16 protein-coding genes, 1 tRNA gene and 1 riboswitch are annotated in these 24,624 nt (G+C 45.7%); of the genes, 11 read left to right on the top strand and 6 right to left on the bottom strand.

Annotated features, from left to right (window positions below; all coding sequences use genetic code 11):
* Positions 1-5,618: SdrD B-like domain-containing protein (locus tag ACYVD4_RS25900; RefSeq protein WP_460950635.1), on the bottom strand; the 5,618-nt coding region annotated here is incomplete at its 3' end.
* Between the two features lie 1,201 nt (positions 5,619-6,819).
* Positions 6,820-6,906, bottom strand: a tRNA-Ser gene (locus ACYVD4_RS25895).
* 302 nt (positions 6,907-7,208) lie between these two features.
* A riboswitch (cobalamin riboswitch) is annotated at positions 7,209-7,408 on the top strand.
* Between the two features lie 162 nt (positions 7,409-7,570).
* Here ACYVD4_RS25895 and metE point away from each other — a divergent pair.
* From metE to ACYVD4_RS25865, 6 genes are all read left to right on the top strand, one after another.
* Positions 7,571-9,898 carry a 5-methyltetrahydropteroyltriglutamate--homocysteine S-methyltransferase gene (gene metE, locus ACYVD4_RS25890; protein ID WP_460950634.1) on the top strand — a complete coding sequence of 776 codons (2,328 nt, stop codon included), beginning with the start codon at positions 7,571-7,573 and terminating at the stop codon, positions 9,896-9,898.
* Between the two features lie 112 nt (positions 9,899-10,010).
* Positions 10,011-10,259 carry a cysteine-rich CWC family protein gene (locus ACYVD4_RS25885; protein ID WP_460950633.1) on the top strand — a complete coding sequence of 83 codons (249 nt, stop codon included), beginning with the start codon at positions 10,011-10,013 and terminating at the stop codon, positions 10,257-10,259.
* Positions 10,249-10,650 carry an acyl-CoA thioesterase gene (locus ACYVD4_RS25880; protein WP_460950631.1) on the top strand — a complete coding sequence of 134 codons (402 nt, stop codon included), beginning with the start codon at positions 10,249-10,251 and terminating at the stop codon, positions 10,648-10,650. Before ACYVD4_RS25885 ends, ACYVD4_RS25880 begins: the two co-directional genes overlap by 11 nt.
* 28 nt (positions 10,651-10,678) lie before the next feature.
* A complete protein-coding gene (locus ACYVD4_RS25875) occupies positions 10,679-10,996 on the top strand; it encodes a hypothetical protein (protein ID WP_460950630.1) in 318 nt (105 codons plus the stop codon).
* Positions 10,997-11,342: 346 nt separating this feature from the next.
* Positions 11,343-12,386 (top strand): NAD(P)-dependent alcohol dehydrogenase, encoded by a 1,044-nt coding sequence (locus ACYVD4_RS25870; protein ID WP_460950629.1) that lies wholly within the window; start codon positions 11,343-11,345, stop codon positions 12,384-12,386.
* A gap of 19 nt (positions 12,387-12,405) precedes the next feature.
* Positions 12,406-13,332 (top strand): helix-turn-helix domain-containing protein, encoded by a 927-nt coding sequence (locus ACYVD4_RS25865; RefSeq protein ID WP_460950628.1) that lies wholly within the window; start codon positions 12,406-12,408, stop codon positions 13,330-13,332.
* A 152-nt stretch (positions 13,333-13,484) separates the two neighbouring features.
* Here the strand turns inward: ACYVD4_RS25865 and ACYVD4_RS25860 are convergent, their stop codons facing one another.
* Positions 13,485-17,450, bottom strand: coding sequence for a hypothetical protein (locus ACYVD4_RS25860; protein ID WP_460950626.1), 3,966 nt, complete (start codon positions 17,448-17,450; stop codon positions 13,485-13,487).
* A 307-nt stretch (positions 17,451-17,757) separates the two neighbouring features.
* Between ACYVD4_RS25860 and ACYVD4_RS25855 the strand changes: the two genes are divergently transcribed.
* On the top strand, positions 17,758-18,108 hold the full coding sequence (locus tag ACYVD4_RS25855) for an iron chaperone (protein ID WP_460950625.1): 351 nt from the start codon (positions 17,758-17,760) through the stop codon (positions 18,106-18,108).
* A gap of 25 nt (positions 18,109-18,133) precedes the next feature.
* On the opposite strand, the gene ACYVD4_RS25850 is transcribed toward ACYVD4_RS25855, so the two are convergent.
* A complete protein-coding gene (locus ACYVD4_RS25850; protein WP_460950624.1) occupies positions 18,134-18,859 on the bottom strand; it encodes an esterase family protein in 726 nt (241 codons plus the stop codon).
* A gap of 49 nt (positions 18,860-18,908) precedes the next feature.
* Positions 18,909-19,520, bottom strand: a complete 612-nt coding sequence (locus tag ACYVD4_RS25845; protein WP_460950623.1) for an SGNH/GDSL hydrolase family protein — start codon at positions 19,518-19,520, stop codon at positions 18,909-18,911.
* A 307-nt stretch (positions 19,521-19,827) separates the two neighbouring features.
* Here ACYVD4_RS25845 and ACYVD4_RS25840 point away from each other — a divergent pair, with 307 nt between their 5' ends.
* From ACYVD4_RS25840 to ACYVD4_RS25825, 4 genes are all read left to right on the top strand, one after another.
* Complete coding sequence (locus ACYVD4_RS25840; protein WP_460950621.1) at positions 19,828-20,337, top strand: PAS domain-containing protein; 510 nt, start codon at positions 19,828-19,830, stop codon at positions 20,335-20,337.
* A gap of 158 nt (positions 20,338-20,495) precedes the next feature.
* Positions 20,496-21,755, top strand: coding sequence for a cation:proton antiporter (locus tag ACYVD4_RS25835; RefSeq protein WP_460950619.1), 1,260 nt, complete (start codon positions 20,496-20,498; stop codon positions 21,753-21,755).
* A gap of 95 nt (positions 21,756-21,850) precedes the next feature.
* A complete protein-coding gene (locus ACYVD4_RS25830) occupies positions 21,851-23,110 on the top strand; it encodes a GTP-binding protein (protein ID WP_460950616.1) in 1,260 nt (419 codons plus the stop codon).
* Positions 23,111-23,153: 43 nt separating this feature from the next.
* The gene (locus ACYVD4_RS25825) at positions 23,154-24,065 is read left to right on the top strand and encodes an NAD(P)/FAD-dependent oxidoreductase (RefSeq protein ID WP_460950615.1); all 912 of its coding nucleotides are present in this window, start codon (positions 23,154-23,156) and stop codon (positions 24,063-24,065) included.
* Positions 24,066-24,073: 8 nt separating this feature from the next.
* On the opposite strand, the gene ACYVD4_RS25820 is transcribed toward ACYVD4_RS25825, so the two are convergent.
* Positions 24,074-24,538 carry a hypothetical protein gene (locus tag ACYVD4_RS25820; RefSeq protein WP_460950613.1) on the bottom strand — a complete coding sequence of 155 codons (465 nt, stop codon included), beginning with the start codon at positions 24,536-24,538 and terminating at the stop codon, positions 24,074-24,076.
* Between the last annotated feature and the right edge of the window lie 86 nt (positions 24,539-24,624).

The following is a 24,624-nucleotide window of genomic DNA, read 5'->3' as shown; positions in this document are numbered from 1 at the left end:
TTGGTCAGATTCACCAGCACATTTGCCGAATACGTATTGGTCGCCGTCTGACAGACTCCCGCTGTAACCGCTGCCGTTAACGAACAGACTGGTGCCACTGAACAGGAAGCCGGTGCCGAATACGTAGCAGTGGTGCTGCCGCAGTTCGGCAGACTAACAGTTGCGCTATGAATAGCTCCATCCGAAACAAGATTCGGCACAATCAGGGTTAGCGACGTAGCGTTGGCAGCAATGGTCTGACTCACCGGCGCAGCTCCGGAAATCGTTACCGAAACTGAACCTGCTACAGCGTTGGAGAGATTGACTACTACGTTGGCCGAATATGTATTGCTTGCTGTCTGGCAAGCCCCCGCCGTTACGGCTGCTGTGAGCGAACAGACTGGTGCCATAGAACAGGAAACTGGCGCTGTATACGTAGTAGTTGCCGTTGAACAACCGGGCAACGTAGCAACCACCGTATGGCTGGCTCCGTTGGCGGGGATATTTGCGAAAACAGCAGAGAACGTAGCGCTGGCTGTTGTAGTCGTCACAAAAGTAGCACTGCTTACGCCATCGGTTATGGTCAGCGTACCGGCTGTTACATTCGATAACGTAACGGTAGCCGTTGATGAATACGTGTTCGTAGCTGGAACGCATTGGCCAGCAGTTGCGACTACGTTAACAGAACAGCAAACCGTTGGATTTAAGGTTACCGTTACATCGGTATAACACGTACCACGATTATATACCCGAATCGTATAGGTCTGAGCCATTGCCGGATTCGCCAGCGTACTTGCAATTACACCGTTGGCAGGAATCGTTTGCGGAGCGCCCGATAATGAAGCCGCTGGATTGAAGTCGGTGCCCAGCGAATACTGGTATTTATAGGCTGGATTAAAGCCACTTAAAACAATTCTGCCGTTGGCCTGCGCCGTACCATTTACGCAGGAAGCCGATACTGCACTTGCCTGATAATTTGGCAATACATCTTCCTCCACAATAAACGGACAGCAACTAAAATCAGGACATTTGTTTGGATCAGCAGTATCAACGGCTAAGCTATACGAACCCGGCGAATTAACTAACAGTACGTTAGAACCATTGTTCTGAATCTCAGTACCATCTTTATACCACCGATAGCTGGAACGCCCAAGGGCTGCTACCAACTCGAAAGTATACTGATCGCCCGTACACACAATAACGGGAACCGATGTGCAGACAACAGCCGTATCGCCCGGAATTGTTGCCCGATTATACATGATACCTGCACTATCTGCCCGAACCTGAAACGTCAGTGATAAGCTCTGCCCGGCCGAAAGGCCAGCAATGGTCCAGGTGCTGATGGGTGTGCCTGTTGCAAACGTTGTATTGGCTGGTACGCTGGGTGTACCAATATGCTGTAAACCAGTCGATATAGAATCACGAACCACAATGGTCGATGCAGCAGCCGTACCGGTGTTCGAAACAACCATCGTATAAGTTATCGTTTCGCCCGCTTCTGCCCGCGATTTATCAACCACTTTATTCAGCGTCAACTGCGCTCCGGCAGGTTGTGTACAGGAAACGGGAGCTGTATACGTAGCGGTGCTCGTTGCACAACCGGGCAACGTAGCGGTTACAATGTGTAAACTTCCGTTTGAGGGCATACCGCTGAATACTGCTGAATACGTGGCGGGCGATGTGGTGGTAGCAAAGCTCTGACTTTGTGCGCCATCGTTTATAGTTAGAGTGCCCGCTATCGAATTCTGAACAGTTACGTAAATGATAGTAGAGAACGTATTGGTAGCCGGGAAACACGCGCCGGGCTGAACCGACGTTACTACCGAACAAACAGGAGCCGAACAGGAGGCTGGTGCGGTGTAGGTTGCCGACGTAGTAGCGCAGCCGGGCAGCGTAGCGGTTACCGTATGGCTGGATGCATTGGCAGTAATACCGTTGAAGATGGCTGTAAATGATTGCGTAGTGCCAGCAGTGGCGGCAAAGGTCAAACTGTTCGGGCCATCGGCTACGGTAAGAACCCCCGTAACCGTGCTGGCCAGGCGGATTACTACCGACGTTGAAAAGGCGTTATTGACTGGCGAACAAGCGCCCGGTGTTGCCGTTAGGCTTAATGTGCAGCCGTTGCAGTTATTCTGAGGAAGCGTAGCCGTTACGATGGTGAAACAGCTTGGTCCGTTGTATAAAATAACCGAATAGCTCTGTCCAGCCGATGTACTCGGATTGGCAAGTCCTGTGAAAGACACTACCGAAGCCGAAATAGGCTGACTACCGGTGGCGGTGTAAGATGGTGCTGAGGTTGTGTAAATGAATGCTTTCTCCGCATTCCGAACCCCTGAGAGAGTAATTTGTCCGTTGTTATTGGCCGATGCACCTGTGCAACTGGCTGGTGTTGCGCTAATCGTTGCTACGTTGATCGTTGTGCAGACAAAGCCACCGTCAATTGCATGATTAACTGTTCCCAGTGCACCAGTTGTTACGTTGGCGGTTGGTAAGTTATTTCCGGCAACCGTTGCCAATTGAAGGTTCGAATCATTTAACGTACTGGCAGTAGGAGCAGTGCTGAATGCCTGTGTTAGCTCATAATATTTACCGCTAATGTTAAGTGCACCACCTGCAAACTGACCACCAGAGCCGAATACAACCTGATAAGCTGTGCTGGGTAGTAACGTAGTGTCGGCTCCTGTACCACTCCAGGTTCCGCCGGTTAGTTTGCTTCTTGAGGAGAAGAAATACTCGCCATTGGTACTCGTAACGGTAGTTGCCAGCAATACGCCCGCTTTGTAGAGTGATACGTTCACACCGGCCAATATGGGTTCGCAGGGGTCCTGAATACCATCTTTATCGGTATCTGTCCAAACCCGGCTGCCAATTTCGATGAATGTAGGGGCCGCACAACCTAATTCAATATCGCCCAGCCCAACCGTATTTTGTGAATAATCGGGGCTTGCATTCTGATAAATAACGTAAGCCGACTGAAGTGTACCGTTTGTATTCGAGAGTCGACGTAAGCCATTGGCTGAATTGACCTGCTCCGATGTAAACGTCTGAGACATAACGTTCATCGGGCTCATGGCCGATACAATCACATTGCCCGAACCAGGACGTAGCGCTAAACCACCCAGAGTATTTTCACCATAGCCCAGGATTGGACCTTCAAAATTGGCGTTGTCGTTATAAAATTCACCAAGTCCCGGCCCCTGATTGTTATTCACAAAAACGCCCTGCTGACCTCCCACACGTCCATTGTATTCCAGTGTATAAATGCCGTTGCGGTTGGCAACACGGAGCAGTTCACCACCGCTGATGGTATTATATTGTTTCGTATCGCCAGCATTCGGGCCATAGTTACGGCTTCCGCCCTGCAAACCTGTCCGGTCAGCAAAAGCCAGAATCATTGAATTATCAATATCGAATTCAATGCTGGTTAGAATAGGCTGGTTATAGCTAAGCGTGTTACCATCAGGAATCAGATCGGTGAATGTGTCCGTCCAGGTGCGCCAGTTGTTCGAATTTCTGGCTTTGGAGATATCGTTAAAAAGCTCTGCAGGGCCTTTTGGGTAGGTCAGCGGGAAATTGAACGCTGTATTCCAGGTATTGCTCAACGGATCGAGTGAATACACAAAAGCGCGCAACTCAGAGCGGTTTCTGGAAACCGAACCATCGCAAACTACACCAACATATACTTTGCCCAGATGATATTTGATACCCCACGGACGCATGTTACTACCACCTACAGCACAGCCATTTGGTATCGAGAACGAGGTATAAGTGCTCGGAGCTGCACCACCGATATTGTAAGCTGATATATCAAGGCCATACACTTTTTTGTCGGTGAGGTTCACAAAATAAAGCTGATTGCCAGCATCCGAAATAGTGAGTCCGCCAATACCAGTTTTACCAATCTGCGAGAAAGCATCCGTATCGTAGCTGGTGGCAGTTGTACTGGCCGGAAGACCCCGATCAGTATTCGAGCCAACAGAGCCAACATTGATACCAATAGTACTAACATTCAGGAAATTAGATACCGCGTTGGTGGCTGGATTGATGGTGTAAATACCACCTAGTCCCAAGGTTCCTAGCCCGGCATGACGGCGAAGAACTGCCGATGAAAAAATGGTTCCTGTCTGCCGATTATAAGCTACCCCCCAAAGTGCGCCAACCTGCGAAGCTGCTACCATCTGAACAGGCGGAGCAGTGCTGGTATATAAACCAGACCCCGGCGAGCCCGGTGTAAATGAAGAGCTGTCGACATCATTGCTGGATAGAAAAGCACTTAAAGAACCGGCCGTTCCGCCCCCTAACGGATTGCCATTGACGTAGCGTGGCACAAATACTTTAGGGTTCGCCTGGCAATAATTGGCCGGATTCAGCATACCTAAATCGATGCTGCAATCGGGCGCATTGACAAACTGCACCGTTGTACGACCATCCACGTTGTTCGGTGTTCCCTGAGCCGTGTATCCGGCTGGCAGGTTACTAAATTCAACCCGAACCGGATAATTGGCCAGTGGAATCGTTAATTTATACTGCCCATTCGCGTTGGTGACCGTACTGAACGTAGTACCGGCGCAGTCGAATGCAATAACCGTAATACCCGGTACCCCTGCCGTTTCGCTTGCGTTATGGATACCATCGGCGTTGAAGTCATTGAAAGCGATACCGCTGAGGTCGGTTCCGGGCGTACAGGTAAGCGGAAGACAGGCGGGCGGAGCTGTATATGATCCTGAAGCAGAGCAGGTGGTATTGGTCTGAAACGTAGCTGTTATTGGACCACTTGCGCCATCGGCAGGTACTTCAAATGCTATGATTTGTGGGGAGGCAATCTCAACAGAAGCAGGAGTTGAATAGCCATCGGGATCGTAGAAATTTAAAACATTTAATCCGGGTAAGATAGTACGTGTCTGACCATTTAACGTAACAAGAATATTTTCATTAGGCGGTGCATTGGTCCAGTTTACTTCTACACTAACCGTTGCGCGACTGCCCGCGGTTGTGTTATAGCATCCTGATACGGTAGCAGTAAGTCCGATTGTTGTTATCTGCTGATACGTAATGATCAATCTGGGACTTGCGGCACCGATATTTTCTGAAGATTGAGCAACAGGGCCAGTACCTGAAGAGGTTGCATTGATCAGCAACGTAATAGGGTTGGCAGGATTCCAGTCAGGGCGGTCTATAATTTCCTGAACAATAGCTTTCAGATCGTTTGTGCGCTGATTTGGCCCAGCTTCGCCACTGCTCCAGTCGGCCCCATTACCCCAGTACACAATCGCATTCGTACCTGCAGAGTTATAACGTGTTGAAAGCTCATTAGAGCCTGTTGCTGCTGTAAACGTACCGGAGTTACCTACATTATGGCCCTTAATGGCAACGTCCGATATATCTGCAGTTGAGTTTGAACTGCTCGTAAACTGGATGTAGGCACCCGTAATCGTGGCCGACTTGGGAATTGCTACCGATGGAAATCGTAAACCAATATACCTTGCTCCTAGTTGTAGGTTTGGCATGTTTGTAGATACGTTTCCGCCCACTTCCGTAGCATCATCGCTACTGATAGCCGAATTGGTGCTGGCGGAAATGGATACAGACGAAGAGGAAGTCGTTATGCATTGGGCTTCAGCACCGAAGTACATTAGCATACCGATTAGCCAGAATATACCTGTAAAAACTATTCTGGTTAGTTTGCCAGAAAAGAATGTCCAAAAAGGCTTTTCTTTTCCTAAAGAGGTGGCAATACAGGTAAGCATAAAGGTAAGTATTTAACGGTTCACGCCTAACTGGGCTACTAGGCGTAAGCAGCGTTCACAAATACTATGCCATTATCAGAAAAGTCTCCGTTTTTTATATTATAAATACTATTTATCTAAATAGATTAACGAAATAGATTTTTCGACAATATAATTTTATTATACAGCAAATTTCATGCTGGTTATCAGGCTCTTTTATATTTAAAACTAGGTCTTTATACATCTGTTGATTTAGTAAAAAGAAAAGAATTATGCTTAAAAAATACTCATTTTTTAAGCATAAGTATCTGGTAATCACTGAAACCAAATTAGGTTAAGTCTATCAACAGAGAGCCAACAAAGTCACTTAAAATTACGTATTACTACTCAACAAATAAATCAATGAATTTTATAGGTAACATATTGTTTCCTAAAAATAAGTATATACACAGTTGTAATTCTTTTGCCCTTGATTGACCCTCGTTACAGAAACTCGTTCATCATTGGGCTAGCCTGTGTAACCCTGATTATACTGAACAAATTCACTCAATGGCTTGCTTCCAGTACCAAATTCGCTAGAAAACCAGAACTCATCATTGGCTTACTGGATAGGGGTTGGTATCTACTCTGTGCGTTTGTGGTATTAGCAACGTATTATCAGGTACTACGTATGCTTCTCTCCTACCGACTAGAACAGAGTCGGCTTTTTGAGTATTTTCGTTTGGCTCGATGGGCGGAATCAGTAAAGCTTATCGTCCAGCGATGATCGACTGAATTGTATTTAAATCGGAGGCAATACGTTAAGGGCAGCAAAATGCTACGTCTCCCAAAGGCAAGCATTTATTGGTGTTAAATCAATTATCTACCGTCTGCTAAATTTTATTACAAGTGTATATAAGTGACCTTTTACTTTTCCGGAAAAGTAACAAATGTTTTGAATGTGCCCGGTACAGATTAGTCTGTGCCGGGCTTTTTTATTGCCTACAAAGTCAATCTACTTCGATAGACCAAGAACTTTTCTCACACATGCAGCACTGATTTTAGCTACTGAAACGTGAAGAACAAAAAAAATTGCGTTAACTATTTTCAAATCAAATAGTTAACGCAATTTTTGCAGAGAGGAAGGGATTCGAACCCTCGATACGGTTGCCCGCATACACACTTTCCAGGCGTGCTCCTTCAACCACTCGGACACCTCTCTATATTATAACATCTAGAATCTAACAATCAATTCGTTAGAAGCCTTTTTGTATCATTTTACCCTTGCTGTATTCTCAACCTCAAGCGAATAAATAGATTTAAAGAGGTCGCAAAAGTAGTGTTTGTGCAACTCTTGTGCAAATGAGGCCCAGATAATGTCTAGAAAGATAGAAGATATGCGATCCGTAGGCAAGTGCAGCTAATAGCCACCAACTACTTCTTTAGCATTGTAGCTAGCGATATGCCATATATCAGTTGCTTTTGCCGAACGTACCGAGTTACTTTGTGTTAACGTTCTTTGTTTTCCGTCAAACAGGCTATGGTTTTCCTGAGAGGTTCAGGAAATGAAAAAGGAATCGTGTGAAAATCACGAGCAGACGTTGCTACTGTATGTGACCGCTAGAAAAGGGTTTGCCCTCGATGTCCATTGCTCCTGAAAAGGGGTGAGAAGGACGGCAAATACTGTCACGAGCCAGGAGACTTGCCTTAGCCTTGCTGATTGCGCCTACACGCTATTGGGCTTCATCAAGATTGACAATCCTTTCATTTTTCAGCTTCTCCCCGAAGCCGGAAAGGGTGTGTCGTGTTGATTAACTTTCTGATAATGTGGTGGGTGTATGGAGTTCGGCATCGAACGCGATCAATCATTTTATCCTTTTAACAACATGATCGCACACAATCTTGGCTATCCACGAATCGGTAGCCACCGCGAACTCAAACGGGCCTGCGAACAGTTCTGGGCCGGTAAACTCACACAACAGCAGTTGCAGGAAATTGCGCAGCAAATCCGACAAAGCAACTGGGTAACTCAACAGCAGGCAGGCATTACGCTCGTTCCCTGCAACGATTTCTCGTTCTACGACCACGTGCTTGATACGTCGCTCACAGTCGGGGCAATTCCGAAGCGGTTTCAGCCGCTACGTGACCAGCAGCCCGACGATTTTCTGGCGCTCTATTTTGCGATGGCACGTGGTTATCAGCAGAATGGTCTCGACTTGAAGGCAATGGAAATGACCAAATGGTTCGATACGAACTACCATTACATTGTGCCGGAATTCACCGCAGATCAGTCGTTTTCGCTGCTTTCCGAGAAAATTTTCAACGAGTTCGACGAAGCGAAGCAAACGTTGGGCAACGTAGCAAAACCCGTTTTACTCGGGCCAGTTTCGTATCTGTTGCTTGGTAAAGAAAAAGAATCGGGTTTCGATCGGCTCGATCTGCTAGACAAACTTCTGCCAGTTTATGAGCAGATTTTAACGCGCTTACATGCACAAGGCGCTACGTGGATTCAGTTAGACGAGCCTACATTATCGCTCGACCTGACAGACGAACAACGGGCTGCTTTCGCCAAAACGTATCGTCGGTTACGTAGCGAATTTCCTCAATTGAAATTCCTGCTGGCTTCGTATTTCGAGTGCTATGGGTCAAATCTGGACCTTGCCTTGCATTTGCCGGTCGATGCGCTCCATCTCGATCTGGTACGTTGTCCGAGTCAACTCGATGATATTCTGAAAAGCGATTTTGTTGATACATCAATTTCCCTATCACTGGGTGTAGTCGACGGACGTAACATCTGGATTAACGACCTCACCAAATCACAGGCTACGATTCAGCGCGCTATTGCTACGTTAGGCGAAGAGCGTGTATTGATTGCGCCATCGTGTTCGCTGCTGCACGTTCCCTTCGATCTGGCCAACGAAACGAACGAACAGGGTTTAACGCCCGAAATCAAACAATGGCTGGCCTTTGCCCGGCAAAAACTCGACGAAGTTGTTACGTTAGCTACGTTAATTCAGGAGCCCAGCAACGTAACAGCCAACGCTACGTTAACCGCGAATCAGGCGGCTCACGCGGCCCGGAAAACCTCGGTGATTATTAACCGGCCAGCTGTTCAGCAACGGGTGCAACAATTGACCGATCAAGATGCGCAACGGCAAAGTGCATTCGCCAAACGTCAACGTATTCAGCATGAACAACTGCAACTGCCTCTTTACCCCACCACAACCATCGGGTCGTTTCCGCAAACTGACGCTGTTCGGGCCAATCGGTCGAAATTCAAAAAAGGTGATCACACGCTGGAGCAGTACGAAGCCTTTATTCGGGAAGAAACCGAAAAAGCGATTCGCTGGCAGGAAGAAGTTGGCCTCGATGTACTGGTTCACGGTGAGTTCGAACGGAATGACATGGTCGAATATTTCGGTGAATTGCTGGACGGTTTTGCCTTCAGCGAAAACGGCTGGGTACAGAGTTATGGCTCACGGTGTGTGAAACCGCCCATTATTTTCGGCGATGTGTACCGCCCCGAACCAATGACGGTACGTTGGTCGACCTTTGCGCAATCGCTGACAAGCAAACCCGTAAAAGGTATGTTGACCGGCCCGGTTACGATCCTGCAATGGTCGTTCGTGCGTGATGATCAGCCCCGCCGTGATACGTGTCTGCAAATTGCGCTGGCCATTCACGACGAAGTGGTTGACCTCGAAAAAGCCGGTATCGGCGTGATTCAGATTGACGAACCGGCGCTACGTGAAGGGTTACCACTACGTCGCGAAAACTGGGATACGTATCTGAACTGGGGCGTAATGGCGTTTCGCGTAGCGGCTTCGGGTGCGCAGGATCAGACGCAGATTCACACGCACATGTGCTACGCCGAGTTCAATGACATTATTGGTGCCATTGCCGATCTGGATGCCGACGTAATCACCATCGAAACGTCGCGGTCGCAGATGGAGTTGCTGGATGCGTTCTCGCGCTTCGATTATCCAAACGAAATCGGGCCGGGCGTTTACGACATTCACAGTCCACGCGTACCGACTGTTCAGGAAATGGTGGAGTTGCTACAGAAAGCGTCGAACGTATTGCCCGCTCGTAATTTGTGGGTGAACCCGGATTGCGGACTGAAAACACGTCACTGGCCGGAAACGACGGAAGCCCTGAAAAATATGGTTCAGGCCGCTCAAACTGCCCACGAACTGATTTCTGAATCGGTTTAAACGTTAATTTTCGACAGGATTTACAGGATTAACAAGATTCTTTTTTGAGCTAGAAAATCTTGTTAATCCTGTAAATCCTGTCGAAAACATTTACTATCAGATACATAGCACGATGAGCCCTGATTGTATTGGTAAACACGAACATACCGGTTGCCCGCGTTGTCATCGGTCTTTTGAATGTCGCGTTGGCAGCATCAATTTGTGTCAATGTCAGTCGCTTACGTTAACCGAAGCGCAGCGACACTACGTTAGTTCGTTATATCAGGGCTGTTTATGTGCCGATTGTCTGCGGATTCTTCGATCAGAATACAATCAACTTAATCACCAGAAAAAAGTAAATCAATTGCTGCATGGCCATTAACGAATCTTCTTCTATCGACGAACGAATTGCTGCTGCCGAAACCCGAATTTTTAAAGCTGTTTTCCCAAGTACAACCAATCATTACGATACACTTTTTGGCGGAACCGCCCTGCAACTGATGGACGAAGTGGCTTTTATCACGGCTACCCGTTTTTCGCGTAAACGGATGGTGACGGTTTCGAGCGATAAAATCAACTTCACCAAGTCGATCCCCGCCGGAACCATCATCGAACTCGTTGGCCGGATTGACCACGTAGGAAACACCAGCATTCGGATTGCCGTCGAGATTTACGTAGAAGAAATGTATTCGATGGAGCGGCATCAGGCCATTCACGGTACGTTCACATTCGTAGCCCTCGACGAAGACAAAAAGCCGATTCGTATTTTGTAAGCCATGCCGGTAGTTGGTGTCGGTATACATGAAATACAGAGCCATTACCTCGCTAAAAAAAGCGGACACCGAAGGACGAGTGCCGCAACATACACTCGATCAGTACGTTCGAAATGAGCTTTCCATACAACTCGTCAACGCACTGAAACCCCATCTTTCAATCGTCACGAATTCAAAAACTAACGTAACAAATCAGGAAACGGTCGATTTTACTGCCGAACTATTACTGGTTCAGTCGCATCAATGGCAGGCCGTCAGCCGGGTTCTTTCCGAAAACATTACGTTGCTGAAACCTGACGATCAAAACCTCATCCGCCAGTTTATCGACCAGATCGAAACGCAATAAAGTGATGAATGAACTTACCACCCCTAGCCCCTCCTAAAACAGGAGGGGAAGGTGCAGAAGTGACCCTTTTTCAGTTCCCCTCCTGTTTTAGGAGGGGGCAGGGGGTGGTAAGTAGCTGACAACAAGCCCCTAATTGTTTAGGGCGATTGAACGTTGCCGTAGAGCCCAGGCGATTCCAGACAAATTGATTATCTCTCCTACTACCTGCCGCTACGTGCTCCATCTTTGATTTTCATATAAATTGCTTTGACTTTGCTATAAAATAACCATTTAGCAAGGGCCAATTTTGCAGGAGTGGATACTACGTAGTGTCTGCCTGAACTTCAACTTCATTCCTTCATAAACTATGATTGCTGTAAAAGGATACGCTGCACAAACGAAAGATACGGATCTGGCTCCCTGGGATTTTAATCGCCGGGAAGTGGGGCCACACGATGTTCAATTTGATATTGATTTCTGCGGAGTTTGCCATTCAGACCTTCATCAGATTAAAGATGAATGGGGCGGTGGTATTTTTCCGATGGTTCCCGGCCACGAAATTGTTGGTCGTGTGGTAGCTGTGGGCAACCACGTAACAAAATTCAAGGTTGGCGATCTGGCCGGTACAGGCTGTCTGGTTGACTCCTGCCGCGAGTGCGACAATTGCCAGCATGGCTTAGAACAGTATTGCACCAATGGACATTCGCAAACCTATAACGGTCTGGAGCAGGATAAGAAAACGCCAACCTATGGTGGTTATTCCAATACCATTGTCGTCCATGAAGACTTCGTGCTACGTATTCCTGAAAAGCTGGATTTAGCTGCTACAGCTCCGTTACTTTGCGCCGGTATCACTACGTATTCACCACTACGTCACTGGAACGTTGGTAAAGGCCACAAGCTGGCGGTTATGGGTCTGGGCGGACTAGGTCATATGGGCGTGAAATTTGGCGTTGCGTTTGGTGCTGAAGTGACTGTACTCAGCACCTCTCCCAAGAAAGAAGCAGACGCGAAGGCGCTCGGTGCGCACAAGTTTGTGGTAACCAGCGATCCCGATCAACTGGCATCTGTAGCCGGTTATTTTGATTTCATTCTGGATACTGTGTCGGCAGAACATGACTACAATCAATACCTGCAACTGCTCAAAACCGATGGTGTTCATATTTGCGTAGGTGCTCCACCAACACCCTCGTCGATTATAGCCTTTAGTCTGATTCCGGGTCGTAAAAGTCTGGCGGGCTCGATGATCGGTGGTTTGCCCGAAACGCAGGAAATGCTCGATTTTTGTGCCGAACACGACATTGTGTCGGACATTGAAGTGATTGATATGAAGGACGTTCAAACCGCTTATGACCGAATGCTGAAAGGTGATGTTCGGTATCGGTTTGTAATTGATATGGCTACGTTATAACGCAACCGCATGATCGGCTATGCTTGGCTCTACGGCAGATAACAAACAAATTACCCTACTGGAGGATCTCCCGAACGTAACGCCCGTTGAACGGCATTATTTCGAAAATTGGAACATCCGTGCAGCCGAAGACAGTGCTTGTCACAATTACCTTTCCCCAAATCGACGGGATTTTTATAAGGCTATGTTTGTAACCGGCGGGTCGGGTGTGTTCAGTCTGGGTATGCATAGTTACTACGTCGAAGAATCGACCGTTGTGTTCATGCATCCTAACGAAATCATTTCCTGGCGAAATCTGTCGGACGGGTGGACAAAGCATTACTGTTTGTTCAAAAAACGCTACGTTGATTTGCACCCGACACTGAAATCGGCGATGGATAAATACCGCCTTTTTTCCGATCCGCAACGTAGTGTAATTCGTTTGCAGCCAACCGCAGCGGCCGTTGTCGATACGTTGTTTCGGCAGTTACAGACCGAATCCACAAAGAGCGGGACGCTGGCCGAAGATGCCATGCAGGCGTATCTGCAACTGATCATGATCGAGAGTATGAAAGAAGCAAATTTTCCTGAACCGGAGGTGGTTTCGGACGATTATCGGCACGTGCACGACTTCTTTCATCTACTCGAAAACGAAACCGCCAACATCAACTACGACAAGCCACTGCGGATACGTACGGCCAAAGAGTTTGCCGAATTATTGCAACTGCACCCCAATCATCTGAATGCGTTGTTAAAAAAACACACGGGTCAGACGATCAGTACGCACATCAAAAGCCGTCTGCTCGACGAAAGTAAAGCGCTGCTGCTGCAAACCGATTGGACGTTGCAGGATATTGGCTACTGCATCGGTTTTGCCGATCAGCCCAACTTCAGCCAGTTTTTCAAGAAAAACCTCGGCATAACCCCCAACGAATTCCGACGGACGTTCGTGAACGTAGCGTTATAACGACAGCATAATCGGTCAATCAAACATCAGCCCTCTTGAATTTTGGGCCTGACCATACAAATGAAAACCTCCTGTTTTATGGCCACTTAACCACAAAACAGGAGGTTTTCGAATAAGTAATGCTGCACGAAGTAAATTTGTAATGTAGTAATTTATTGATAATGTTCTTCGAGTAGTGAGTTTGCAGTAGCAAGTAGATGTTCAGCAAGTAGCTTTCCAGACCATTCGGAAGGAAGAGTTAATATGTCTTCACACAATAGTTTAACTCTATTTGCCACATTAATAAATGGACTTTCTGTAATCTGACGTAAACAACTATTTGCCTGTTCATTATAAGTATTTATTTGTTCGTCTTTCCAGTTTTTATCAGCCTCACTTATCACTTGATAACGTTTGACAGTTTCTATCAGCATCCACAATGTCTGATAGAGATTACTAATTGGTTTGCCAATAGGATGTAAAGCTGACTCCGACCAAGTCACGTCTGGTAAAGTCTTTATAGCATCCGCATTCAAATTAATAGGTATGGGTGCGTCTGATGGCAAAATGTCCACTTCTTCACCATCAAAGATTTTCATCACTTTGTCAAACAAATTACGGTTAAACCGAAATCCACCTATCGCTTTTCTTCCCTTGCAAATAATCACAGTTAAAAAATCTACATCTGTCAATGCTATACTCGCCAAACAGGTAACGAACTGCTCAAAATCTTCCTCAACTTCTTTAGCTGTTAAGCCTTCAATACCTACCGTAGCATGAGTAGTTAGTTCCTCATCAACCAGTCTATCGGGCTTATAGATGGTGTAGCCGCTCAGCTCGGCAAAATTATCTAAGCAAGCTATTAGAGTTTGGTAACGAGTTGATTGTTGGCTTTTCCAGTGTGAAGCTATAGTTACAGCCACATCGCTCACTGTCTCAAAAGTCGAATCAAAAACATGTTCACCGTAGTAAACGGAAGCTCTTCGCAACCGACCATACCAATACGTCTCCTGTTTTTCTAAGTCGGTTGTATCAAAGTAAGATATTGTTTGCTCAGCAATTGTAGCAAATGCCTGTTGCATTTTAGGCAGGCAGACATTTGACTGTCGTAAGTTCAATAATGCTAATCGCCGAGTCTCTGGTTCATTAATTTTAAGCAATCCTGCAACCTGCCGATAGTAGTTACTAACATGTAAAATCCAGTCTTTGACTACTTTTCTTTGTTGTTGTAGCTCACCCTCATCTTGAGTTAAAGGATTTATCGTAAAGGGGAAATATGGTATTCTTCTGTATGTCGCCAAGAAATCATCACTATACTGATCCCATTCACGAAAGGCTTTCTCGAACGGTCGGCTCGCTGATTTTCGTTGTAGTAATAAATCTATAAGTTGATAACACCTTTGGGCACAATTGACAGCCTGTTCACGAAGAGTAATGATAGCTAACTGCCAACTGTAGATAGAGTCCGCCCGATAAGGTTCGAACAAAGAATCTCGCCAAGAACGATTCAGGCTTACAGTGAGTGGGTTGGGGATTACCTTAGGCGATAGAATTTTATGAGCATCCTGACGCACAACACTTGTTATCTCCTCGTTCGGGTAAGGGAAAACAATTGCGTTTGTTTCATAAGTCTGAAATATAGGCAACCAAGCGTGAACAATATCAATTAGCTCTACACTCTTATCATTGGCTCTGCCGGTATTATCTTCTGTTAATAAATATTCTATTTGTATTCGGCTATTATCAGGCTCAATTCTTAAGGTTCCTGTCTTACGTTTAAGCCAGTAAATAATTTCTTCTTGATGACGACTAACAAAATCCTTAAAACCATTCGTCTGGACAGCCCCTAAGCCCAGCGCACAATAATATGACGTTTTAGTGTCATAATTAATTAAGCAGCTAAGAGTCTCCTCATCACTCGGCAAATCAATTTTTAATTGAAATAAAGAGAACCAAGTCAGTAGTTGCCCCATCTGAATCAATGGTACCCCCTGATAAAACAACTGCTTGTAAATAAGTGGTAGTAGCAAACGCAGCGACGTTGCTTGTATCGGCACAGCCGGTAGTTCTCGTATTGCTTTTATTACATGATTTTCCGAATCGCTTGTTATTTGTTGGATTAGACCTACTGGGTCAGCATCTTCATGAGGATAAGGAATAGTCGACATTGCAAAAATTTCATATCCACCATTTTTAAATACGCTATCACACAATGTACCGTGCTTCTGACGATGTTTCTCTACTTCACCTTGATAAATACCCAGCAAGAGCGTAGACCATTGATCAGACGTAGATGATTGTAACAATCCAACTAGTTTCTTATGAAATGTACTCTGTTCTTCTTCGTCAATTCGTTGAGGGATTACTTTACCGAACGTAAGTAGATTTGCTGGTTCAATAAGTGTTACTAACTCCAGTAGCGTTTCGCTTACTGGGTCAGTTCGATGTAGCAATGTTATAAGGTGATTTGAGCGAACAGGATGTAGTCCTTCAACATAATGTCGGTCGAATCGGACGTAGTATTCAGCCTCTAATTGGTGCAGCAATTCGCCTAAATCGCCTTGTAGAATAAACTCAAATCTAGTCTTTATATATTGACGTAGGCGAGCCGTTTGTAGTGAAATGCCGATGTCATGAGCTGTGGTAATTAGACGTAAAATAGTAAGCTTAATGGCCCCATCTCGCTCTGCGTTCAGTGAAGTTAGTTGAGATGATAGACGTTGCTGTAACATCTCACCACGCGTGAGCAGATAAACGTACTCCATTAGCAATCCGCGCTGATGTACACGCTCCCAAGCTGTTTGCCAATGTCCACAAGCAGGATGTATTCGCTTGTGCCGCTTTAATTCTTCATATACCTGTTTAGCTTCGACTTGGTTAAAATCCATTCTGATAGACTCCCCTGTTTGAACGCGGTAAGCTTCTCTTCCAAAACGTACCCAATCTTCTTCGCGCGTAGTCACTATGAGTTGCACCGGCAAGTCTATTAACCGACTGGCAAATTCAGCCCATTCGGCATACTTTGTTGACAGCCCATCTATGACTACAACAGGTGCCTCACCAATGCGTACCCTAGTTTCTAAAAATTCAACCAATCCGCCTACTGACTCCGTAGTTGGGCAGCTATGGAGTTGGTAAATCTGACGACCTTGCTGGTATAGAGTTTGACCCACTCGCCAGGCAAGGGTCGATTTACCCTGCCCACTTGATGCCTTAATCACAGCGACATCAAAATTGCCTAGATGCCCCAGAATTTGCCGCTCTATTTTTGGCCGTGGGGCAGGCAGTCCAGCAGCAATGTGTACTGGCTGTGCTGGCTGACCATCGAAGTAACTTGTATAATCCTTATTTGCTTTAATGGCGAAATCAACCGGTGTAATTAATCGCTGCTGAATAGCAGGATTGACCATACCTAATGCTTGCTGATCTTGTACGTACTGCTTTAGCCTCAGCAGTTCTTGACGGTCAACCGTTCCACCCGCTAGTGACACTATAAAAAAGTGATGGAATAGAGAACTCTGATAGATGGGGTATGTTGAATTTGTCAACTCAAAATATTGAATGATCAAACTTTCTACTTTAGCGCGTAGTGTTGCTCTATCAATAACTTGGATAGTAACAGCCTTTAAAAAGGATCGTAGATCAAACTCATTCCAGTTCCAATTAATAACGCGATCTTTAACTTGAAACTCATCGAATTTAGTTTGCCAATATGTATACGACTGTTCGTCAATATTAGCATCGGATAAAAAAGCCAGCTTGGCATCTTTTGTTGGCTGATTAGTTACAATTACAAACGTAGCTTTCTTATTGAGAAGGTGAGCCTCAGCAAAATTCTGTAGAACTCTGAGCTGCCAGATTTTACTTGGAGTAAGTGCGTCAGATGTGTGCTTTAATTGAAACAGTTCTTGGTTATCAATGTGGATTTTACTCAGTACATCAACGTCTTCAACCCCTTCCAATCGAATTAGCCGTTCTCCGCTGTCAGGAGATAGTACAGTCAGAGCTTTGTATATGGCATATTGTAATTGGTACTCAATACCTGCTATATTAACACGTCCACCTTTTCGTTTTTCTGCAAGAGCTTTAACTGATGCAGGCAGTATATTAGATAATTTAGTTTCTGTAATACGATTCATATTAAGGGTTGCAAATTACAATGCGATTTTAATATAAAAGTAATATATAATTTTATATATTATTATCCATAAAATTGCTACTAATAATTAACAACTAAGCTAACTCGATAAGGCAGGCGAAATTCTCATCCCAAAGGGAGTTTGTAGCCAAACCAAACAAGTGTGTAAAGGCTTAAATAGAGTTGTTTTGATTAACTTGTGCCATCACCATCAGCCCTTATGGTCGTTGAGTACATTGCCATAAAGTGTTGCATTTTCGGGCAGTCAACAGTATAAACGCTTCAGTCAGGAAAATACCCTAAACCCTATGAACAACGAAATCAAAACGGTTGACGATTACATTGGCAGTTTTCCTGAAGAAGCTAGGGAGAGACTTCAAACCATGCGTCATCTCATTAAAGAGAATTCTACAGACGCTATAGAAAGTATGGCCTATGGGATGGCGGCTTACAAGCTCAACAAAAAACCGTTAGTTTATTTTGGAGGGTTTAAAAATCATATTGGCTTCTATGCTACACCAACTGGACACGAGCAGTTTAAGGATAAACTTTCAAGCTATAAGCAAGGGAAAGGTTCTGTACAATTTCCACATACCCAACCTTTGCCTATAGAATTGATTGTCGAAATAATTAAATTTAGAGTGGCAGAAAACGCCTGAATCAGCTTTCATTTTTGCCAGTTAGCTACAAATAAAGCCCAACCATTTGTCGCCAGTATCTGGCTTTGTGAGCACGTCCTTCCCAAACATGAAATTGATGGGCAATACGCTTATCATCCATGGCTTTACTGAGCGAAAGATTACTCTCCAAGAAGGGATCTTCGCGGCCAATGACCAGCACAATTTCCAGTCGTCGCAATTCGTCCAGAATTTCGTCTGCATTCAGATTCGGCAGGAAATGATTAGGAGAATGGAAATAAATTTCCTCATTATAATAGTCGTCGAACAGGCCCCGAAAAACAGCAACTGGCTCCGATAAGTTGTAACGACCACTAAGGGCAACTACTTTACCAAAATGCTGAGGATGCCGCAGGGCAAGGTTCATGGCGTGATAGGCCCCTAGGCTGCACCCATGCGCAATCATGAACGGCTGAGGGTTTAGTTGTCGGGTTAAGGGCAGCACTTCATCCAGAATGTATTTTTCGTACTGGCTGTGCCGCTGGATGCGCTCATAAGGGGGACGGTCGCTGTAAACGCTTTCGCCGTCTACACTGTCCACGCAAAAGAGTTGTATCCAGCCATTCTCAATTTTTTCGGCTAGAGCACCAACAATACCGAAGTCTTCATAATCGTAAAATCGTCCAAAACGAGTGGGAAAGACGAGTACCCGTGCACCGGCATGGCCAAACACGAGTAACTCCATCTGACGATTCAAGTGGGCACTATGCCAGGCGTGATAGGTACGTATCATAAATATAGCGACCAACGAAATTGGCTTTTTTCCTGCAATGAGGACCGATTTAGTTGGTTATCAAATTATTAAAAATAGACGGGTTTTGCTGTAATACAGTTTGCCAGGCCCGATAGCCGGTTGGCGACAGATGAAGGCCATCCGCTTCAAAACACTCCCAACGGGGTTTACCATCGGAACCTAAAAGTGCTGAAGCGACATCGAGGTACTGGGTATTGAGCATATGCGCAATTTCCTGAGAAATAAGATGATTGGTTTTTTGAATTTGAGGAACCAACGACATCCGGGCAAGGCTGGTTTTGATAGACAGGAAGGTAAGCGGCACATCGGGCAGAAATCGGCGAAGTCTAGCCACAAATCCGATAAAGAGCAGGTAAACCTCTTCCGGATTTCGTCCGTCGCCGAGGTCGTTATCACCCGCATAAAGAACAATAGCTTTGGGCTGCACTGGAATCAGGATTCGCTCCATAAACCAGCCACATGCCGCCAGTGTGGAGCCACCAAAGCCTAAGTTCAGAACAGACTGATCGGGAAAATCAGAAGTCAGAGTAGACCAGAGCCGGATGGACGAGGAACCATAAAAAACCGTTCGGCCTGTAATTGCGCGAGTGTTGTGAATGTTTTTCTCTAATTGCTGAACTTCATTTTCGTACCAGATCATGCTATCGTTTATAGTTTGCTGTTGGGAAATTACAGAGGATAAACTTCCCATAATACCCTTTAAACTTATTTGATAATTAGTTCGCAGATTAATCTTCGTTTAAATCAAACTGCTTTGATTTGGTTCGTTTAACTGGCCTCGTTTCAGAAACGTATTATTCCGAATTTTACTTAGTGTGCTAAATCGTTAAAAAAGATCTGATTTAGGTTACCCAAAATGCTCGCAAAATAGTTATTAGTTCTAAACGATTCGAACATAAAGTCCCCTACTAGCAAATTGGTTAGTAGAAGACTGTAAATTTGCGAGCATGAACTTCTGCAGTTCTTACGACAAACAACTAGCCAAACAAGAACCTCCGCCGGTGCTTACGCCCTTACTGGCCGGTTGGGAATTTTGGCAACGGTCAATATTGTCGTCTGATAAGGCGGGTTGGTTATCTATTGCGCAAAGGCAGGGATGGGTAATAACCAAATCGATTCTGGCCGACTTGGAGAACGAAAAATGGGCCGTTATAATCACCGATTCAGAACAGATAATTCAATACGTTAATGTTCAGTTCGAGCAAATGACAGGTTACGTTCGGGAAGAAATAATCGGCAATCGCCCAGCTATGTTTCAGGGACAAGCAACTTCGACAATCGGTCGGCAACGTATCAGAGAGGCACTTACCAACCGAAAACCCATCAGTGGTCAACTGTTAAACTATCGGAAAGATCGAACGCCTTATTGGTGCCAGATTAAAATACGTCCGATTTTAAACCGGCAAAAACAACTCGTCAACTTTATTGCCTTCGAGCGGGAAACAGCACTTCAGTAGCCAGATTTCTTCGTTTTTCATCCATAAATTAATCGTTTTGAGGATGATTTCATTCCTTTTTTCACGCAGTCCTAATTAGTATTTTTCCGAGAAAAGCTGGCAAAAGTGCGTTATTTTTCGTATAATGCGATTTACAAGTTTACTCTAATCGTTATTATATGGAATTATACTATTCGTTTTCTGTACTAATCGTTCTTACAGCTATATTCTCTTATGTAAACGAACGCTTCCTGAAACTACCCTCTACTATTGGTATCATGTTGATGGCCATGCTGGTGTCTATTGCGCTGGTAATTACGGGTAACATCTTTCCAAATCTGTTCAATAATTTCTCTCGTTTCATCGCCAATCTCGATTTCACCGAAATCCTGATGGGAGCCATGCTTAACTTTCTGCTATTCGCAGGCGCTATTCATGTACGATTAAAAGACCTGCGCGAACAACGGGCTCCAATCATTGTGTTCTCGACCATTAGCGTTATCATTTCAACCTTACTGGTCGGCGGTTTAACTTATTATTTATTACCGCTATTTGGTCTGAACGTACCGCTCATTCAATGTTTAGTTTTTGGCGCGTTAATTTCCCCAACTGACCCTATTGCTGTACTGGGCATCCTGAAAAAAGCGGGTGTTCGTAAATCGCTGGAAACCAAGGTTGCTGGTGAATCATTGTTTAACGATGGCGTGGCCGTTGTGGTGTTTGCAGTATTACTTCAACTGGCGCAGGGATCAGAAGTAGACCTTTCGTTCTTAAATATTTCGTGGTTGTTCATCAAAGAAGCACTCGGCGGCTTTGGAATGGGCGTATTGCTTGGTTTTATTGGTTCGCGAGCCATGCAACGTATCGATAGTGCCAACGTATCGGCTCTTATTACGCTGGCGGTAGTGATGGGTGGCTATCTGATTGCCCGCGCCATGCATATTTCAGGCCCACTAACTATGGTTGCAGCCGGATTAGTGGTTGGTAACTTCGGTAAAGCGACCCGCATTTCGGTCAATACGCGCGATTATCTGGATAAGTTCTGGGAACTGATTGATGAAATCATGAACGCCATTCTGTTCCTGATTATCGGATTCGAACTACTTCTGATTCCGCACATTACCGATTACTGGCTGATTGGAATTATCAGCATTGCGCTTGTGCTCTTTGCCCGATTTATTTCGATTTGGGTGCCTACGCTGCTTATCCCCTTCCGAACAAAATTCGACCGACAAACCATCACAATTCTGGTATGGGGTGGTTTACGGGGTGGTGTATCCGTTGCGCTGGCGTTGTCCATCGATGAATCGTTGAATAAAAATCTGTTTCTGGCGATCACGTATTTCATCGTCGTTTTCTCCATTCTCGTTCAGGGACTTACCGTTGGCAAACTTACCAAGCCGAAAAAAGCCAAGGAGTTTGCCGAAGCCATGAGCTAGTAAATAGACCTGCTTACATGGCTGAGATTCTAGGGGACAATTTTTCTTTTTGCAACAATGTTGCAAAAAGAAAAATTGTCCCCTAGTTTTGTTTTATGATAAATCAACCCAACGCTATCAATAACCGCGACAATCGTTTGCCAGTGACCGTATTGAGTGGTTTTCTGGGATCTGGTAAAACGACGTTGCTGAATCACATCCTGCACAATCGACAAGGGTTGAAAGTGGCGGTGATTGTCAATGATATGAGTGAAGTAAACATCGACGCTGAACTTGTCCGCCAGGAAGGCGCGCTTTCACGTACTGATGAAAAACTGGTCGAATTATCGAATGGCTGTATTTGCTGCACGCTACGTGAAGATCTGATGCTGGAAGTGCATAAACTGGCGCAGGAAAAACGGTTTGATTACCTGCTCATTGAATCATCGGGCATTTCAGAACCGTTGCCCGTAGCGCAAACCTTTACGTTCGAACCCGATACGTCCGCTGACGAATCACTCAACATCAACTTATCGGACATTGCCCGGCTCGATACGTTGGTCACCGTAGTTGATGCATTCAATTTCGGGCGCGATTTTGGGAGCGTCGATACGGTGCATAGTCGCGCCCTTAACGACGATTCGGCTGATACACGAACGATTGTAAACCTGCTGACCGATCAGATTGAGTTTGCCGATGTCATCATTCTTAACAAAACCGATCTACTCACTCGTCACCAGATCGGCGAGTTAAAAGCGATTCTTCAAAAGCTTAACCCAACTGCAAAACTCATCGAAAGTCAGTTCAGTAAAATTGACCCTACCGAAATTCTAAACACGGGCCGATTTGATTTCGACGTAGCATCACGGTCGGCAGGCTGGATTCAGGAATTGCAGAATCAGCAAAATGGGAAAGCGCACACACCCGAAACCGAAGAATATGGCATTAGTTCGTTTGTATTTCGGGATCGACGGCCATTTCATCCAGTACGTTTCTGGGAATATCTCAGCGAAAATTTTCCGGCAGGTATCATACGTAGCAAAGGACTTTTCTGGCTGGCGTCCCGGCCAGACGATGCGCTAAATTTCAGTCAGGCGGGTGGTAGTTTACGAGCCGAATCGGCGGGTGTCTGGTGGGCGTCGATGCCGTTTAACCAACGTACCAACTATGGCTCTTTTCTGGAGAATCAGAGAACAATAGAAGCCCGTTGGCACAAACGCTTCGGCGACCGACAAAACGAACTGGTAATTATCGGGCAAGATCTCCAGCCTGAACGTATCACGGCTGAACTTCAGGATTGCCTATGCACAGAACTGGAATTGAAGCATCTGGAGCAGGACGGTACGTTCAAAGACCCTTTTCCGGTTTGGGAATAAATTATCTATTTCTCTGACTATCAATACAACACATACGAACGTAATGACATCTTCAACTTTATCTTACGAGGTTATTATTATTGGTGGCAGTTACGCCGGTTTAAGCGCGGCTCTGGTTTTAGGACGTTCATTACGTCGGGTACTGGTGCTCGACAGCGGCAAACCTGCCAATCGGCAAACTCCTCATTCACATAGTTTTCTGACCCGAGACGGCGCTACACCTGCTGAATTGAGTGGGCTTGCCAAAGAACAGGCCCTCGTCTACCCTACCGTACAATTTATCGAAGCTAACGTAACAACCGCCACCCGTGAACGTAACAGTTTTACCGTCACTACGTCAGATGGTGCTACGTATTCGGCCAGTAAGTTGATACTGGCAACCGGATTGCGCGACGAACTATTACCCATTCCCGGTTTCGCCGAGTGCTGGGGAATTTCGGTGCTTCACTGCCCATATTGTCACGGCTATGAAGTACACGGTCAACCGCTGGGCGTACTGGCAAACGGCGATGAAGCGTTTGAGTTCGGCAAACTCATTCGTCACTGGAGCCCAAAACTCACCTTATTTACCAACGGCTCGTCCATGCTATCGAGCGAGCAGACAGACGCGCTACGTCGTCATAACATCAACATCGTTGAAACGCCAATTTCGGCTATTATTCACCAGAATGGGCAGTTGAACAGTCTATTACTGGCCGATCAAACAACGTACCCGCTAACGGCTCTGTTTGCCCGTGTCAAACTTCAGCAGGCTTCCGATACAGCCCAGCAATTGGGCTGTAAGCACAACGATATGGGTTTTGTCGAGGTCGATGAATTCGGGCGTACCAATGTTCCGGGCGTTTATGCCGCTGGCGACACACATACCATGATGCGACAGGTTATGGTTGCCGGGGCCAACGGACTTCGTGCTGCGGCCGTTATCAATAAAGAACTGATTGACGAATCCTTCTAAGCAACGGCTCATTTCAAGCTCTTTGCCTGCTCGAAAGCCTGCTGTGTCTGCTGCTGAATCTGTTTGATATTTGCGAGCAATTCACGCTGGAGATCGCGCATTTGGTCGGCAGGCATGTCTTTTGTGTCGTTATTGTTGTGGTGATGGTGGTGATGTTTATGCTCACCTTTACCGTGGTCGTGGTGCTCGTGTTCCATACCGGGCACTTCGACCAGATTTTCCTCCCACTCTTCAAAAGCCGTTTTCAGGCTATCAAGCGATTTAGTCGTTGTTTTTGCCTCGACAGCACTCTTCGACGCAAGCAAGGTTTTCACCGAATCGACCTGATCGATCATCGGCTCCAGTTGCTCCTGCACCTCAATAGCTTCATTATGGTAGCGAGCAGCTTCGTCAAGAACAACTTTATCAGCGTCTGACTTCCCGGAACAGGCTGCCAAACTGATCGACAGGACAGCAAGAATTGCGTAGCGCATAACTGGTATTGTGTTTGGGGTAAAGATAAGCCTTACTGCAACAAAGTTGCAAACTATTCAAGCATTGTATCTTTCTGACTGGGTCC

It is taken from the genome of Spirosoma daeguense (assembly GCF_054776875.1).
The sequence above is the reverse complement of the archived record's forward strand: the minus strand, read 5'-3'. Positions and strand labels throughout refer to the sequence as shown.

Coding starts and splice junctions, on each gene's coding strand:
- metE (WP_460950634.1), top strand. CDS start 7,571: ATGATCGCACACAATCTTGGCTATCCACGAATCGGTAGCCACCGCGAA.
- ACYVD4_RS25885 (WP_460950633.1), top strand. CDS start 10,011: ATGAGCCCTGATTGTATTGGTAAACACGAACATACCGGTTGCCCGCGT.
- ACYVD4_RS25880 (WP_460950631.1), top strand. CDS start 10,249: ATGGCCATTAACGAATCTTCTTCTATCGACGAACGAATTGCTGCTGCC.
- ACYVD4_RS25875 (WP_460950630.1), top strand. CDS start 10,679: ATGAAATACAGAGCCATTACCTCGCTAAAAAAAGCGGACACCGAAGGA.
- ACYVD4_RS25870 (WP_460950629.1), top strand. CDS start 11,343: ATGATTGCTGTAAAAGGATACGCTGCACAAACGAAAGATACGGATCTG.
- ACYVD4_RS25865 (WP_460950628.1), top strand. CDS start 12,406: ATGCTTGGCTCTACGGCAGATAACAAACAAATTACCCTACTGGAGGAT.
- ACYVD4_RS25860 (WP_460950626.1), bottom strand. CDS start 17,450: ATGAATCGTATTACAGAAACTAAATTATCTAATATACTGCCTGCATCA.
- ACYVD4_RS25855 (WP_460950625.1), top strand. CDS start 17,758: ATGAACAACGAAATCAAAACGGTTGACGATTACATTGGCAGTTTTCCT.
- ACYVD4_RS25850 (WP_460950624.1), bottom strand. CDS start 18,859: ATGATACGTACCTATCACGCCTGGCATAGTGCCCACTTGAATCGTCAG.
- ACYVD4_RS25845 (WP_460950623.1), bottom strand. CDS start 19,520: ATGATCTGGTACGAAAATGAAGTTCAGCAATTAGAGAAAAACATTCAC.
- ACYVD4_RS25840 (WP_460950621.1), top strand. CDS start 19,828: ATGAACTTCTGCAGTTCTTACGACAAACAACTAGCCAAACAAGAACCT.
- ACYVD4_RS25835 (WP_460950619.1), top strand. CDS start 20,496: ATGGAATTATACTATTCGTTTTCTGTACTAATCGTTCTTACAGCTATA.
- ACYVD4_RS25830 (WP_460950616.1), top strand. CDS start 21,851: ATGATAAATCAACCCAACGCTATCAATAACCGCGACAATCGTTTGCCA.
- ACYVD4_RS25825 (WP_460950615.1), top strand. CDS start 23,154: ATGACATCTTCAACTTTATCTTACGAGGTTATTATTATTGGTGGCAGT.
- ACYVD4_RS25820 (WP_460950613.1), bottom strand. CDS start 24,538: ATGCGCTACGCAATTCTTGCTGTCCTGTCGATCAGTTTGGCAGCCTGT.